The 15,333-nt window shown below is 60.6% G+C and carries 14 protein-coding genes and 1 pseudogene; 9 read left to right on the forward strand and 6 right to left on the reverse strand.

All coding sequences use genetic code 11. The features are described 5' to 3' along the window. The first annotated feature begins 388 nt into the window (after positions 1-388). Together gltX and lysS are read left to right on the forward strand one after the other, a co-directional pair. Positions 389-1,846: a glutamate--tRNA ligase gene (gltX, locus tag ACUTJJ_RS13565; RefSeq protein WP_445542500.1), complete on the forward strand. Its 1,458-nt coding sequence runs from the start codon at positions 389-391 to the stop codon at positions 1,844-1,846. 251 nt (positions 1,847-2,097) lie between these two features. After that, on the forward strand, positions 2,098-3,597 hold the full coding sequence (gene lysS, locus ACUTJJ_RS13570) for a lysine--tRNA ligase (RefSeq protein ID WP_004445220.1): 1,500 nt from the start codon (positions 2,098-2,100) through the stop codon (positions 3,595-3,597). 226 nt (positions 3,598-3,823) lie between these two features. Here lysS and ACUTJJ_RS13575 read toward each other — a convergent pair. Next, a pseudogene (locus tag ACUTJJ_RS13575) lies at positions 3,824-4,745 on the reverse strand (hypothetical protein). A gap of 314 nt (positions 4,746-5,059) precedes the next feature. On the opposite strand from ACUTJJ_RS13575, the gene ACUTJJ_RS13580 reads away from it, so the two are divergent. From ACUTJJ_RS13580 to ACUTJJ_RS13600, 5 genes are all read left to right on the forward strand, one after another. Continuing rightward, positions 5,060-5,950: a metal ABC transporter substrate-binding protein gene (locus ACUTJJ_RS13580; protein ID WP_445542501.1), complete on the forward strand. Its 891-nt coding sequence runs from the start codon at positions 5,060-5,062 to the stop codon at positions 5,948-5,950. Next, positions 5,947-6,855 (forward strand): manganese/iron ABC transporter ATP-binding protein, encoded by a 909-nt coding sequence (locus ACUTJJ_RS13585; RefSeq protein WP_296064692.1) that lies wholly within the window; start codon positions 5,947-5,949, stop codon positions 6,853-6,855. Before ACUTJJ_RS13580 ends, ACUTJJ_RS13585 begins: the two co-directional genes overlap by 4 nt. Beyond that, entirely contained in the window at positions 6,836-7,696 is an 861-nt protein-coding gene (locus tag ACUTJJ_RS13590; protein ID WP_063950898.1) for a metal ABC transporter permease, read from the forward strand. The genes ACUTJJ_RS13585 and ACUTJJ_RS13590 overlap by 20 nt, the downstream gene beginning before the upstream one ends. After that, the gene (locus ACUTJJ_RS13595) at positions 7,693-8,547 is read left to right on the forward strand and encodes a metal ABC transporter permease (protein WP_296064698.1); all 855 of its coding nucleotides are present in this window, start codon (positions 7,693-7,695) and stop codon (positions 8,545-8,547) included. The genes ACUTJJ_RS13590 and ACUTJJ_RS13595 overlap by 4 nt, the downstream gene beginning before the upstream one ends. A gap of 109 nt (positions 8,548-8,656) precedes the next feature. After that, a complete protein-coding gene (locus ACUTJJ_RS13600) occupies positions 8,657-8,830 on the forward strand; it encodes a DUF1328 domain-containing protein (RefSeq protein ID WP_003499086.1) in 174 nt (57 codons plus the stop codon). Between the two features lie 58 nt (positions 8,831-8,888). Here the strand turns inward: ACUTJJ_RS13600 and ACUTJJ_RS13605 are convergent, their stop codons facing one another. Next, positions 8,889-9,620: an SDR family oxidoreductase gene (locus ACUTJJ_RS13605; RefSeq protein ID WP_209089280.1), complete on the reverse strand. Its 732-nt coding sequence runs from the start codon at positions 9,618-9,620 to the stop codon at positions 8,889-8,891. Between the two features lie 189 nt (positions 9,621-9,809). Here ACUTJJ_RS13605 and ACUTJJ_RS13610 point away from each other — a divergent pair, with 189 nt between their 5' ends. Beyond that, positions 9,810-10,577 carry an IclR family transcriptional regulator gene (locus ACUTJJ_RS13610; RefSeq protein ID WP_063950895.1) on the forward strand — a complete coding sequence of 256 codons (768 nt, stop codon included), beginning with the start codon at positions 9,810-9,812 and terminating at the stop codon, positions 10,575-10,577. Positions 10,578-10,835: 258 nt separating this feature from the next. Here ACUTJJ_RS13610 and tal read toward each other — a convergent pair whose 3' ends face one another. Then, entirely contained in the window at positions 10,836-11,801 is a 966-nt protein-coding gene (tal, locus tag ACUTJJ_RS13615; protein ID WP_445542502.1) for a transaldolase, read from the reverse strand. Positions 11,802-12,008: 207 nt separating this feature from the next. Here tal and ACUTJJ_RS13620 point away from each other — a divergent pair, with 207 nt between their 5' ends. Then, positions 12,009-12,989, forward strand: coding sequence for a sugar-binding transcriptional regulator (locus ACUTJJ_RS13620; protein ID WP_445542503.1), 981 nt, complete (start codon positions 12,009-12,011; stop codon positions 12,987-12,989). Positions 12,990-13,034: 45 nt separating this feature from the next. On the opposite strand, the gene ACUTJJ_RS13625 is transcribed toward ACUTJJ_RS13620, so the two are convergent. From ACUTJJ_RS13625 to ACUTJJ_RS13635, 3 genes are all read right to left on the reverse strand, one after another. Next, the gene (locus ACUTJJ_RS13625) at positions 13,035-13,760 is read right to left on the reverse strand and encodes a polysaccharide deacetylase family protein (RefSeq protein WP_445542504.1); all 726 of its coding nucleotides are present in this window, start codon (positions 13,758-13,760) and stop codon (positions 13,035-13,037) included. Between the two features lie 61 nt (positions 13,761-13,821). Next, positions 13,822-14,730: a dihydrodipicolinate synthase family protein gene (locus tag ACUTJJ_RS13630; protein ID WP_445542505.1), complete on the reverse strand. Its 909-nt coding sequence runs from the start codon at positions 14,728-14,730 to the stop codon at positions 13,822-13,824. A 105-nt stretch (positions 14,731-14,835) separates the two neighbouring features. After that, the gene (locus ACUTJJ_RS13635; protein WP_063950891.1) at positions 14,836-15,237 is read right to left on the reverse strand and encodes a DUF930 domain-containing protein; all 402 of its coding nucleotides are present in this window, start codon (positions 15,235-15,237) and stop codon (positions 14,836-14,838) included. Between the last annotated feature and the right edge of the window lie 96 nt (positions 15,238-15,333).

The raw sequence follows: 15,333 nt of genomic DNA on the forward strand, positions 1-15,333 counted from the left end.
TAGCAATCGGCGCTGGCTGCGATTTCCTCACCCCCATCGGCCACCAGTGCAATACGCTGGTCATGGGCCCGGGCGGATATCGTTTCAGCGATTATCCGCGCCTTGGCCTGCCATTGTCGATCATGATCGTCATCGTCAGCATCCCGATGCTGCTCTATGTCTGGCCGGTCAATTAAGGCCGGACGCTAGTGCCCGACAGCGCCTCAGATTCCATATTTCCTTGACGCCTGCGGCAGAATATGGCCTAAGCCGAAGCCGAACGGGAATATGGAAAAGGCGCTTTCTTTTCGCCTTTCGACATGATGTCCTGCCGCATCCAAACGAAAACTCCGTGATATCTGGGTAAAACGCTCCGATGTCACTGCCACGTCCACGACGAGTGAATTTCATGACCACTTCCGGCGTTCGCGTCCGCATTGCACCTTCCCCCACCGGCGAGCCGCATGTCGGCACCGCCTATATCGCGCTGTTCAACTATCTCTTCGCCAAGAAACACGGCGGCGAGTTCATCCTGCGCATCGAGGATACCGACGCCACCCGCTCGACCCTCGAATATGAGCAGAAGGTGCTGGAAGCCCTGCGCTGGACCGGCCTTACCTGGTCGGAAGGCCCCGATGTCGGCGGTCCTTACGGTCCTTACCGCCAGTCAGAGCGCAAGGCGATGTACTGGCCCCATGCCGAAGAGCTTCTCGAAAAAGGCCATGCCTTCCGCTGTTTCTGCACGCCCGAGCGGCTGGAGCAGATGCGTGAAGCCCAGCGCGCCGCCGGCAAGCCGCCGAAATATGACGGCCATTGCCTCAACCTGAAGGCCGAAGAAGTGACCGCCCGCGTTGCCGCCGGTGAAGCGAACGTCGTGCGCATGAAAATCCCGACCGAAGGCTCGTGCGATTTCCATGACGGTGTTTATGGCGATGTGTCGATCCCGTGGGATTCCGTCGACATGCAGGTGCTGATTAAGGCCGACGGCATGCCGACTTATCACATGGCCAACGTCATCGACGACCATCTGATGAAGATCACGCATGTGGCGCGCGGCGAAGAATGGCTGGCTTCGGTGCCCAAGCACATCCTGCTTTACCGTTATTTCGGCTGGCAGGAGCCGGTGTTCATGCATCTTTCGCTGATGCGCAACGCCGACAAGTCCAAGCTTTCCAAGCGCAAGAACCCGACCTCGATCTCCTATTACTCCGCGCTCGGCTACCTGCCGGAAGCGCTGATGAACTTCCTCGGCCTGTTCTTCATCCAGATCGCCGAGGGCGAAGAGCTTCTGACCATGGAAGAGCTCGCCGCAAAGTTCGACCCGGAAGCGCTTTCCAAGGCCGGCGCCATCTTCGATATCCAGAAGCTGGATTGGCTGAACGGCCGCTGGCTGCGCGAAAAGCTTTCGCCGGAAGAATTCATTGCCCGCACACTGGAATGGGCGATGGAAAATTCCCGCCTGACCGAGGGCCTGAAGCTTGCGCAGAGCCGCGTCTCCAAGCTCGGTGAGCTGCCGAACCTTGCCGGCTTCCTGCTCGCAAGCGATGCTGGCCTCACGCCCGCTTCCTTTGCCGGGCTGAAGAGCAAGCCGGAAGAAATCCACGAGATCCTCACCACCGTTGCAGCAGACCTCGAAAAGATGCCTGACTGGAACGTGGAAGCCATCGAGGCCGAGCTGCGCGATGTGGCGGAACGCACCGGCAAGAAGCTGCGCGTCGTCACGCCGCCGCTTTTTGTCGCCATGTCCGGGTCGTCGCGCTCGCTGCCGCTGTTTGACTCGATGGCGCTGCTTGGCCGCTCCGTCGTGCGCCAGCGCCTGAAGGCTGCGATTACCGTCGTGGCCACGATGGTTGGCAGCGGAAGCTGATGATGACGTGCTGGCGGTGACGGCAGCATTTTAGAATACGCCCTTTGCCTGGGGCTCACCCCCCTCTGCCCTGCCGGGCATCTCCCCCTCAAGGGGGGAGATCGACAAGCGGCTGACACCTTGCCCATGGAACGGGCGGGCGCGGCATCTGATCTCCCCCCTTGAGGGGGAGATGTCCGGCAGGACAGAGGGGGGTCAGCCCAGCGCACAAGGGCCACCCGCAACGAACAAGCCCGCTAAAGGCGAACACGATGACCGACACCAAGACCGAAACCACCGCCCTTTCCTCCGACGCGACAGAAGTGCGCCGCCAGAAACTTGCGCTGCTGCGCGAGCAGATCGGCGACGTCTATCCGGCGCATTTCCACCGCACGATGAGCAATGCGGAACTCGCGGAAAAATACGCCGACATCGAAGCCGACGTCGAAACCGGCGATACGGTGACGGTGGCGGGCCGCGTTTATTCCTCGCGCAATTCCGGCATGTTCATGGACATCCACGACGCCTCGGGCAAGGTGCAGATCTTCTCGCACAAGGATACGACGCCGGAAGCGGCGCGCAACCTGCTGCCAATGATCGATATCGGCGACATCATCGGTGTGACCGGCAAGGTGCGCCGCACCAAGCGCGGCGAGTTGACGATCAATGCCGAAGAAATCACCATGCTGACGAAGTCGCTGCTGCCAATGCCCGAAAAGTGGCACGGCGTCTCCGACATCGAGCTGCGTTACCGCAAGCGCCACCTCGACATTCTCTCCAACGAGGAATCCAAGCTGCGCTTCCTGCAGCGCTCCAAGATTCTCTCCGGCATCCGCCGCTTCATGGAGGCCGAGGGCTTCCTCGAAGTCGAAACGCCGATGCTGCAGACCGTCTATGGCGGCGCGACGGCCGACCCGTTCAAGACCTTTCACAACACGCTGAAGATGGACATGTATCTGCGCATCGCGCCGGAACTGTTCCTGAAGCGCACGCTGGTATCAGGCCTTTCCGACAAGGTCTTCGAAATCAACCGCAACTTCCGCAACGAGGGCGTGTCCACACGGCACAATCCTGAATTCACCATGATGGAGTGCTACTGGGCTTATGCCGATTACGAGGACATCATGGGTCTCGTGGAGCGGCTGTTCGAGACGCTGGCGATCTCGCTGCATGGCACCACCGAAGTGGAATTCCAGGGCCAGACGATTTCCTTCAAGGGTCCGTTCAAGCGCGTGCCGATGCCTGACGCGGTGAAGGAAGCAACCGGTATCGATTTCCTCGCCATCAAGACCGACGAAGAAGCCCGCGCCGCTGCCAAGGCCGCCGGCTTTGCCGTCGAGAAGGACTGGACCTGGGGCGAATGCCTTGCCTTCATCTTCGAAGAGAAGGTGGAAGGCACGCTGATCCAGCCAAGCCACGTCACGCATTTTCCGAAGGACATTTCGCCGTTTGCCAAGGAAGTGCCGGGCGAACCGCGCCTCGTCGAGCGTTTCGAAAGCTATTGCAACGCCTGGGAAGTGGGTAACGCCTTCTCTGAACTCAACGATCCGGAAGAACAGCGCCGCCGCATGGTGGAGCAGCTGGAACAGGCCCACGCCCGCGGCGAAAAGGACAAGCAGCTGGACGACGAGTTCCTCGACGCCATCGACCAGGGCATGCCGCCCGCCGGCGGCCTCGGCATCGGCGTCGACCGCCTGATCATGCTGCTCACCAACGCCCCGTCGATCCGCGACGTCATCCTCTTCCCGGCCCGCCGCAACAAGGCGGATTGAGGAACTAAGAGCGCTGCCCGGTTGAGAATTCCGGGCAATCTGCAATCACTTGACGTTGGTGGTGAAGGGTGAATATTCACCCTTCACCATAGATTTCAATGCCATGCGGCGTATCCGGAAATTCAGACCGGACAACCTTTGCACAGACGCAAGCATGACAAGGCAGTTTCAGCTGAGCATACCGCCGGCATGAAACAGGAACGCCTGCGCCGCAATCGAAGCCCTGTCAATGCCCCGTCTTGGCCTTTTCGCCATCAGCTTCCTCTGCCACCGCCGCCTCGCCCGCCTGCTTTCTCCTCCGCCGCCTGTGCGGTGGTCGAGCCTTTGCCGAAGATCAGGGACTTGAGGTAACTCAGGCTGAAGATGCTGCCGCCATCGGCTTCCGGCGTCGAGGTCAGGAGTTCGTCGGTGCCGGTTTCGCCGTGCGCTTCGGGAGATGGCGTGTCGCGATCGGTTTCGGGGCTTGCTTCTCCGTGGCCGGTTTCGGCTGGGGTCGCGCCATGTTCGGCAGCCGCCTCGCCCTTGCCTTCACCGTGGCCCGTGCCTTCACCGTGGCCCTTGGTGGACTTGCCGTCGTGACCGCCGCCTTCAGTGTCGGTGACGGGCGATGCACAGTCGGTGAAATCGCTGAGGCCCGCCGCCATGGCTTCGGTGTCTTCGAGCGGAAGATCGATGCGCAATCCGTAGAACTGCCCGCTGGCATTGGCCGCACCATCGTAATAATAGGCAGAATAGCGGTGTGCATCCGCGCCTTCCGGAATTTTCGCCAGATCGGGAATGAAAACCACCTGGGCGGCAATCGCCCGGCCGCGCATTTCTGACCGTAATTGCGGCCCGTTGGCGTCTAGGACGGATACCTGAACGAGATCGGGTTTCTGCTTGTCATAGACGGCTTTTGCGACGCGCAAGGCGGTTTTCAACCGCTCCTTGCCGTTTCCACCGCTGGTGCGGACAAATTTGCGCACCCACAGGGCGCCGTTCTTGCGGATGTTGACCGTCTGGACTGCGTCGCAGGAAAGCCCGTTGGTGGCGGCATAGGATGGGCCGAGCAGCCGCTCGCTGCCGATGAAAACGGCAGCAGAACCGGTCGCACCTGCCAAAAGCAGGATCCCGCCTCCGATCATAACGAGCTTGCGCGAAAACCGCATTCGTCCGAATACAGCTTTCACCCGCAACATCCTGACATCAAGTACCCCGTTTTGCGCCCTCGCCCCACAACGTGGCTCGATGGATGAGGAACACACGCAGGACAAGCTTCGGACCACGCTGTCCGAGCCTTGCGATAGTGCCGCTTTCTCATTGAAAAAAGTTTAATCCCCAAGGCCCAGCCCGCGCAAAAACGCGTCATTTTCGGACATTTTCAAAATCTTCTGAATTGCGAATGATTTGCAATAGCGTTGACAAGGATGACTTTATGGCCGATGGTATTGCGAATTAGTTGCAACAAAATCTGGTGAGCTCCGTGAACCTCCATAAAATCCGGCATGCCGTTTTCGCCCTTTCTCTTTTCATCCCGGGCGTGGCGCTTGCCGAAGAAAAACCCGTGGTCGTGACGACCTTCACCATCATCGCCGATATGGCGCGCAATGTGGCGGGCGAGGCGGCGAACGTGGAGAGCATCACCAAGCCGGGCGCCGAAATTCACAACTACCAACCCACGCCGCGCGATATTCTCAAGGCCCGCAAGGCGAATCTGGTCCTGCGCAATGGGCTCAATCTGGAATTGTGGTTTGAGAAGTTCCTGGCCAACCTCTCCGGCGTTCCCGATGTGACGGTGAGCGAGGGCGTGGAACCGATGGCGATCAGCGGCGGGGCCTACCAGGGAAAACCCAATCCCCATGCATGGATGTCGCCCGATAACGCCCTGATCTACGTAGAGAATATCCGCAAGGGTCTTGCACAAGTCGACCCTGCCCATGCCGATATCTACGCCGCCAATGCCAAGGCCTATTCGGACAAGATCAAGGCGACCGTGCAGCCAATCCGCGATGCGCTGTCGTCCCTGCCTGAAGACAAGCGCTGGTTGGTCACAAGCGAGGGGGCATTCTCCTATCTCGCCCGGGATTTTGGTCTGAAGGAACTCTTCCTCTGGCCGGTCAATGCCGACAGTCAGGGCACACCACAACAGGTGCGCGGCGTGATCGACGCCATGCGTGCGCACAATATCAGGGTCATATTCAGCGAGAGCACGGTTTCGCCCGATCCCGCCCAGCAGGTGGCCAAGGAGACCGGCGCGGCCTATGGCGGCATCCTCTATGTCGACTCGCTGAGCGAGGCCGATGGTCCGGTGCCGACCTATCTCGACCTGCTGCGCGTGACGAGCGAAACAATCGCCAAAGGCCTGTCTTCATGAGAATGAGCAGTAAGAAAACAGGCGGCGGCCTGACGGTTCAAAATGCGACAGTCACCTATCGCAATGGCCACACCGCGTTGCGCAACGCCAGTTTCTCCATCCCCCGCGGAACCATCACTGCACTTGTCGGCGTCAATGGCGCCGGCAAGTCCACGATTTTCAAGGCGATCATGGGTTTCGTGCCGTTGGCGGCCGGATCCGTTTCCATTTTCGACCTGCCGGTGAAGGAGGCGCTGAAGAAGAACCTTGTCGCCTACGTGCCGCAGGCGGAAGAGGTGGACTGGAGCTTTCCGGTGCTGGTCGAGGATGTGGTGATGATGGGCCGTTACGGCCACATGAATTTCCTCCGCATCCCCTCGAAACGCGACCACCAGATGGTCGAGGACGCGCTAAAACGCGTCAACATGCTCGATTATCGAAAACGGCAGATCGGAGAACTCTCCGGCGGCCAGAAGAAGCGGGTGTTTCTCGCCCGCGCGCTGGCGCAGGAAGGCCAGGTCATCCTTTTGGATGAGCCCTTCACCGGTGTCGACGTGACGACGGAAGAGCAGATCGTTGCCCTTTTGAAGGCACTGCGCGACGAAGGCCGCGTCATGCTGGTATCCACCCATAATCTCGGCAGCGTGCCTGAATTCTGCGACCGCGCCGTCTTCGTCAAGGGGACGGTCCTCGCTTCCGGACCGACGGAGGATACGTTTACCGAAGAAAACCTGCAAAATGCCTTCGGCGGCAGCCTGCGACATTTCATTCTCGGCGGCGCGGAGCTGCATGACGATGCCGATCCGCGCCGGCTCAAAGTCATCACCGATGACGAGCGGCCCTTCGTGATCTATGGCCGGAACGGCCAGAAGGACACATTCCGACGCGCATCGAAGGACAAGGCTGATGATAAACAGTCTTCTTGAGCCCTTCACCTATGGATACATGCTGAACGCCATCTGGGTCAGCGCGCTGGTGGGCGGCGTCTGCGGTTTTCTCTCCGCCTATCTGATGCTGAAGGGCTGGTCGCTGATCGGCGATGCGCTGTCCCATGCCATCGTTCCCGGCGTCGCGGGCGCCTATATGCTGGGCCTGCCCTTTTCGCTTGGCGCTTTTCTCTCCGGTGGGCTTGCGGCCGGGTCGATGCTGTTTCTGAACCAGAAAACGCGGCTGAAGGAAGACGCAATCATCGGGCTGATCTTCACCTCCTTCTTCGGACTTGGCCTCTTCATGGTGTCGCTGTCTCCCACCTCGGTGAATATCCAGACGATCGTGCTCGGCAATATTCTCGCAATCACCACCGAAGACACCATCCAGCTGGCGTTGATCGGCGGCATCAGCCTCCTCGTCCTCTCGTTGAAATGGCGCGACTTCATGGTGGTCTTCTTCGATGAGAACCATGCCCGCACCGTGGGTTTGAAACCCGAAGTGCTGAAGGTAATCTTCTTCACCCTGCTTGCCGCCTCCACGGTCGCCGCGTTGCAGACGGTCGGGGCTTTCCTGGTCGTCGCCATGGTGGTGACGCCGGGCGCGACGGCCTATCTTCTGACCGACCGTTTCGAGCGGCTGATCCTGATGAGCCTTGTCATCGGCGCGGCCACCAGCTTCGTCGGCGCTTATCTCAGCTATTTCCTCGATGGCGCGACGGGCGGCGTCATTGTCGTGCTGCAGACGGCGATCTTCCTCGCCGCCTTCATCTTCGCGCCGAAACACGGCCTGCTTGCGTCCAAAGCCAAGGCCCGCAAGGCGCTGGAGGAAGCGCCATGAGTGAATATCTCGAATTGGCCATTCTGCCGTTCCAGCTGCCCTTCATGCAATATGCCTTCGCCATCACGCTGATGATCGCGGTGCCGATGGCGATGCTTTCCTGCTTTCTGGTGCTGAAGGGCTGGTCGTTGATGGGGGATGCGGTTTCCCATGCCGTGCTGCCCGGCGTGGTGGTGGCCTATATCGTCGGCCTACCGCTTTCCATCGGCGCTTTCATTGCCGGCATGATCTGCGCACTTGGAACCGGTTTCATCAAGGAAAACAGCCGCATCAAGGAAGACACGGTGCTTGGCATCGTCTTTTCCGGCATGTTCGGGCTGGGGCTCGTGCTCTATGTGAAAGTGCAGAGCGATGTGCATCTCGACCATATCCTGTTCGGCGATATGCTTGGCATTGCGCCCTTGGACATGCTGGAGACGGGCGTCATCGCGCTGCTTGCGACACTGTTCCTCGGCGTGCTGCGCAAGGATCTGCTGGTCAACGCTTTCGATGCGCAGCATGCCAGAGCCATCGGTCTGCCCGTGCGCCTGCTCCATTACGGCCTCCTGATGGTTCTTTCGCTCACCGTGGTCGGCGCGCTGAAGGCGGTGGGCATCATTCTATCGGTGGCGATGCTCGTTGCGCCGGGCGCCATTGCCTTCCTGCTGACCCGGCGCTTTTCCGCCATGCTGCTAGTGGCCATTACGGTTGCGGCCGCCTCGTCGCTTGCGGGCACCTGGCTGAGTTTCCTGATCGACAGCGCCCCTGCCCCGACAATCGTGCTCTTCATGAGCATCACCTTCGTCGCGGCCTTCATCCGCACCACCTTGAAAGCGCGCCGCACATCCGCGGCCAGCGAGGCGGGCTTCTAAAGGAACGATTTTTGCGGGCGTGTGGAACATTTTCGCCTTTTGCGCGTCATTTTACCGAGCCTGTCGCGGGGCGGCTGGCTCGGTAAAATTCTGCAAAAGGGGAAGCGCCATGTTGAAATGGGCTCTTATTTTCTTCGTCATTTCTTTGATCGCAGGCGTGTTCGGCTTCACCGGCATTTCCGCCGCGGCGGCGGGCGTTGCCCGTATCCTGTTCTTCATCGCCGTGGTGATCTTCCTGGTCTTCCTCGTGCTTGCACTGATGGCCGGCAGCGCCGTCGTGTGAATAAAAAAGGCGACCGGTTTTCACGCCGGTCGCCTCGCTTTTCTTCCATATAACTTTATCAGCCCGTCCAGCCGCCATCGATCACGTGGATCTGGCCGGTGGTGAAACCTGCCTCGTCGGACGCAAGGTAGGTGACGAGCGCTGCGATTTCTTCCGGCGTTGCAATGCGGCCCATCGGCTGGCGCGCGATGAAGTCGGCCAGCGCCTGTTCGTAATTGCCGGTGGCGCGCAGACGGTCGTGCAGCGAAGGGCTATCGACAGTGCCGGGGCAGATCGCGTTGCAACGGATGCCCTTGGTGACGAAATCGGCCGCAATCGCCTTGGTGAGGCCCACGACGGCAGCCTTGGAAGCGGTATAGGCGAAACGGTTCGGCACGCCCTTCACGCTTGAAGCGACCGAGGACATGTTGACGATCGCGCCCTTGCCCTTTTCCAGCATGCCTGGCAGGAAAGCGCGGCAGGTTCGGTACATGGCCTTGGCATTCAGGTCGAAGGAGAAATCCCAGTCCTTCTCCTCGCAGTCAAGGATAGTGCCGGCATGAACGAAGCCCGCGCAGTTGAACAGCACATCCGCATGGCCGATATCGGCCGCGAAATCCTTGACGCCGTCGCCGTCAAGCACGTTCAGAACCCGGGTTTCCGCACCTTCCAGGGTCGAAAGCGCCTGCTCATTGATATCGGTAGCGATGACGCGCGCGCCGAGCGATATGAAACGCTCCGCCGTTGCCCGCCCGATACCCTGACCGGCGGCGGTGATCACCACTGTCCGGCCGTTAAAATCCTGCACCATGGATAGCCTCCCGCTAAGGCGCGCCCACCTTTCACGATGGACCGCTGAATTTGATTGATCTCAAATATGGATCGACAATTCATATGTAAACGCGGTATTCATATGGCGTCAAGCAAACTTGCGCGTATGGCGCCAATCGGGCAACCCAATTTGTGCTCCTGCCGCGCAGCGAAACACCACCGAGGTCAGATGACTGAAGACGACAGCGACCGATATCGCGCCCCAGCCCTCGACAAGGGGTTGGACATTCTCGAACTTCTGGCCCGCACCGATGGTGGGCTGACGCAGATCGAAATCGCCAAATCGATCGGCAAGAGTCCGAACGAGCTATATCGCATGCTGGATCGGCTGGTGCGCCGGGGCTATGTCCACCGGCTGGACGGCGACCGGTTTTCGCTGACGCTCAAAATGTTCGGACTGGCGCATTTCCATGCGCCGATCCGGCGGCTGGTTTCATTTGCCGCGCCCGTCATGCGCGATTTCTCCGCAAGCGCCGAGCAGGCGTGTCATCTCGCCGTTTACGACCGGGGCAGTGTTGTCGTCATTGCACAGCAGGAATCGGCGACCTATTGGGCCATGTCCATGCGCGTCGGCGCGCAGATGAGCCTGTTCCACACCGGCTCCGGCCATGTGCTTCTGGCCTTCCAGACGGACGCACAGCGCGAGATCATGATCGCCGAGCAGGTGCGCGGCAGCGGCGACACCGTTCCTGCCGGCCTCGCAGAGCGCCTGGCGACCGTGCGCAGAAACGGCATAGAATCCATGGACAGCCTTCAGACTGCCGGCGTGCGCAACATTTCCGCGCCGGTGCTGACGCTCGACGGTACCGCCCTTGCCGTCATCACCTGCCCTTACATCACCCCGCTCGGCGGCAAGGCACCGACACGCGAAGCCTGCGAGGGGCTGATCCGGGAGGCAGCGACGCGCATTTCGGAAATCGTCACGGGCGGCGCCTGAGCCCAAAAAAAAGCGACCGGCAGGGATCCGATCGCGTTTCAATTGACTGGAGATTTCTGCCTCGTAAACGCGGTGGGAGCATAAAATGTTCCGCCGAGGTCAAAGACGAGGAGTCGACCTCCCATTTTTCGTCATCCTCGGGCTCGCCCCGAGGATCTGCAACCGCTTGATTTCACGCAACGTGGATAGATCTTCGGGACAAGCCCGAGGATGACGTCACGTGTGTGGCAGGGCCACCGGCAGCCTTAGCTGCACCCCTTAAGCCGCTGCGGCCGTCAGTTCCTTGCGGACCATTTCGCGCAGCGTTACCAGGTCCTTGGCAAACAGGCGGATGCCTTCCGAAAGCTTCTCGGTAGCCATCGCATCTTCATTCAGCGCCCAGCGGAATGCCTTCTCGTCCAGGGACTGCAGCGGCTCGGACTTGACGTTGTCAGCCGAAAGCTTGCGCTCCAGCTTGCCGGTGTCCTTGTCCAGTTCTTCCAGCAGCGCCGGGCTGATCGTCAGGCGGTCGCAGCCGGCAAGGGCTTCGATCTCGCCGACATTGCGGAAGGACGCGCCCATGACGACGGTGCTGATGCCGTTCGCCTTGTAATAATTGTAGATGCTGCGCACGGAGACAACGCCCGGATCGGTCTCGGCGGTGTAGTTCTCACCGGTCGATTTCTTGTACCAGTCAAGGATACGGCCGACGAAGGGCGAAATGAGGAAGACCTTGGCTTCAGCGCAGGCAATTGCCTGGGCCTGCGAGAAAAGAAGCGTCAAGTTGCAGTCGATGCCTTCGGACTGCAGGACCTCAGCGGCCTTGATGCCTTCCCAGGTGGAGGCAAGCTTGATGAGGATGCGTTCGCGCTCGATACCGCGCTCCTTGTAGGAGGCGATGATCTGGTGCGCCTTGGCGATGGAGGCTTTGGTATCGAAAGAAAGGTCCGCATCGACTTCCGTCGAGACGCGGCCGGGAACGAGGCCGGCCAGCGCAGCGCCTACCGAAATGGCGAGACGGTCTGCCACGGCGGCAACAACGGCGTCGGACTGGCCGCCCTGCTTCTTGCCCCAGGCGACGGCTTCCTTCACAGCGTCGGCGAACGCCGGCGTGCCGAGTGCCTTCAGAACGATTGTCGGGTTGGTGGTGCAATCCACCGGCTTCAGGCGCGCAACCGCCTCGATATCGCCGGTGTCGGCAACGACTGTGGTGATGGCGCGAAGTTGTTCGAGTTTGGATGTCATATCTGATGATCCTTCATGATCTCTTGAAAACTTGCTCAGCCGTCATTTCGTTCCCGCACCGGAAGGTGCGCCCAAGGCCGAAATCGCGGTTTCGTCGGCTCCAACTATCGCAAGCGGCAGGCGCGAAAGTCAAGACATTTGCGCATCGCAATTGACATAAGTTTCACGCCTGCGATACTCGAGGTCCTGTAAAAATTGGCGGAAACCGTGGCGAAACTGAGAAGAGACACCCATACGACCTATTCCGAAGCGGCTTCGCTGAGGCTGCGGGCGGCGTGGCTTTATTACAATCAGGGCATGACGCAGAAGGATGTCGCCGAAAAGCTCGGCATCAGCCGCTCCACCGTGATCCGGCTTCTGGACGAGGCCATGAAGCGCTCGGAAGTGCAGATCTGGATCAACGAAGGGATCGAGGATTTCGTGTCGCTGGCCGGTCAGCTCGAGGCAGCCTACGGGCTGGACGAGGCTGTCATCATCCCCTCTCCGTCCGCTGACAGAGCGACCGCCGAGGGCACCGCGAAAGCGGTTGGCCTCGCGCTCGGTCAGTTCCTGTCCGAGACAGTGCCGAACGACGCCACCATCGGTGTCGGCTGGGGCCGCACCATGACAGCTTCGCTCTCCAGTTTTCGGCCGCCGCGCCGGGAGAACTGCAAGGTCGTCTCGCTACTGGGCGGCATCGTCGCCGTGCACCAGACCAACCCGCTCGATTATACCTGGCGGCTGGCAAGCGCTCTCGGCGCAGAATGTTACATGTTCCTTGCACCGCTGCTGGTGGACTCGGTCGAGACAAAACGGGCGCTGATCGAAAAATGCGGGCTTGCCACGCTTTACAACCTTGCCGAAACGCTCGATCTCGCCATCGTCTCCTGCGGCGATATCGGCCCGCACTCCACCTCCCTGTCGGAAGGCTTCATTTCGAAGGAGACACTGCGTGAGCTTGTCGAGGCCGGCTGCGTCTGTGACACCATGTTCAACTTCATCGATGCCGAAGGGCGCTCGGTCGATCACCCGATCAATCAGCACGCCATGGCGATCGACCTCGACACATTGCGCAAGGCCAAACACATTGTGCTCGCCTCCGGAGGCGCACATCGTGCCATCGCCATCCGCGCCACGATCAAGCGCATCGGATGCAATACGCTGATTACGGATGAAGCCGCAGCACGGGCTTTGATGGAGCTTGCATAGGCTCATCCGCCACGTTCGATGACAATACGGACGCGACGCTCCGTCCTAGTTTCCCGGCGGCGCGAAGGACGGGTCGTCCAGCCGCGTGAAAACCACGCCGCGTGCCTTGAGCGCCAACAGGCCCTTCACCACGCCCTCGCCCGCTTCGTGGGTGGGCTGGTTGATGTGGGAGATGATGACATCGCCATTCTTGGCCGCAGCGATATGTTTGGCCGTCGCAGCGGCACCGAGCAGCGAGCCGCCGTCGCCATTGACGGAGTAACCCGCCACCCGCATCCCAAGCCTGTTGATGGTGGTCATGGAGGACGCCGTATATTTCGCCGTCGCCCCCCGGAACCATTGCGGCTGGATGCCGGTGGCGGCGACGATCGCCTGACGGCCGCCTTCCACTTCCTGCACCACCGCAGCCTCAGAGCCGGCGGCGGCGATGCCATAGATGGACACGGGTTTATCCACCGCCGGCACATGGTTTTCGCCGTGGTTTTCGATCTCGAACAAGTCGGGATTTGCCATCAGCACCGCGAGTGCCTCGCTGTTGTGTTTCAGCCAGCGGGCGGTCACGAAGATCGTCGCGGGAATGCGCTCGCGCACCAGCGTATCGAGAATGCGATGATCGGTCTTGCCCATGCAGGCATCGAGCGTCATCGCCACCCGCACCTTGCCATCATGCTGCGGCGACATTTTCAGCGATGGCTCGACAAGGCCGTTTGCCGCAAAGGCGGTCGTGGCGGCAGAGGCGAACAGGGCAGCGAGGAGCAGGGGACGTATCATTTCTGGTTCCGCAATGTCATGCAGTGATGGTGTGTGGCAATCCGCCCGCAAAGCGCCCGAATTATGGCGCGGTTTCCAGCGCGGAGAGCGCCTCCAGCGCCTCTTCCACCCGCTGCCGCTCCGCGCTCGTGAGCGGCAGGATCGGCCGGGGCGGTTCGCTCACCGTCAGCGACAGGATATTGGCGGCTGCATAGACCACGCGGATGCTGCCGAATTCCCTGAACAGCCCCCAGAGCGGCTGGAAGGCCGCATCGATCCGTTTGACCTCTTCCGTATCGCCAGCCTGCGCCGCCCGCATCAATTGCAGCGCCGGAACCGGCAGCAGGCCGGCAATGACACTGTACCAGGCGTCACCGCCGGCGAGGGTCGCCTCGGCGCAACCCCAATCGCCGCTGTAACCGATGGCGAAATCCTCTGACAGCTTCGGCCTCAGCCGCGCAAGCTCGCCCGCATAATCGGAATCGGCGGGCAGCGGCATCTTGATGGCGCGGATATTGGGAATATAGGCGAGCCGCACCAGAAGTTCGTCGCTGAAGGTGAAGCGGGTGGTCGTCGGGTTGTTGTAGATGACAAGCGGCAGGGCCGTCGCGCCGGCCACAGCGGCGAAATGGTGATAGGCCTCTTCCTGCGTCAGCGGCGTGTAGGAGACTGGCGCAAGCAAGAGCGCATCCGCGCCGGCGGCCTGCGCATCCCTTGCCAGCGCTACGGCTTCATCGGTGCGCAACGCCCCAACGCCGGCCATCAGTGTGCGCCTGCCCTTGAGGATGGCGGCGGCCGCTTCGATGGCGCGGCGCTTCTCCTCGCGGGTGAGATACATATAGATGCCGGTGCTGCCGAGAATGCCGACGGAATCGACCGCTGCCCCATCCAGCCGCTCGATCAGGGCAGAAAAGGCCTCGACATCGACCCGCCCGGCCTCGTCAGCCGGCGTGATCGGAAAAGCCGACAACCCCTTAAATCGCGTCACCATGTTTATGTCCCTCACCTCGATCAGAAGTCAGGGTTACAGAGGCGGCCGCGCGGCGGCAACCAAAGCGCCGGTTAAAGGCTGACCTGAAATCGAAAAATTCCGCGGTCAGTCATAAAGATACAACTTCTTCCACTGTTCTTCGGGGATCTTGTCGCCCACACGGTAATCAAAGGACTGAATGGAGAGGCTGTCGCTTTTCAGCTGGCACTTGTATTTCAACCTGTACCATTCCCCGGCACTTCTGAAGGCCGCGCCCGGCGCCTTTATGGAGTTCTTGCCGACTTCGGGATCGCCATAGGTGTAGGCGATGACCTTGTCGGGTTTCATGCCCTTCTGCTCCGTCGCGATACGCTCCATCGCCTCGATATCACAGCGCTGTTCCAGCCGCTCTTCTGGGGCCAGCGCATTCAGCTGGCGCATGACGCTGGCATCGATCGCAAAAGCGGGGTTGAAGGCGTGCAAGCCAAGGAAAAAGGCAGAAAGGGCAGCGGGAAGAAGCTTTCGCATGGGGTCCTGTCAGTTTTTTCGTTTGTTCTTGTGGTGGGCGGCAGGCTGGCTGGCCTGTATCCATCATCGCTGATTTGCGGGATATTGCCAAAATGT

It is taken from the genome of Agrobacterium sp. DKPNP3 (genome assembly GCF_052686535.1).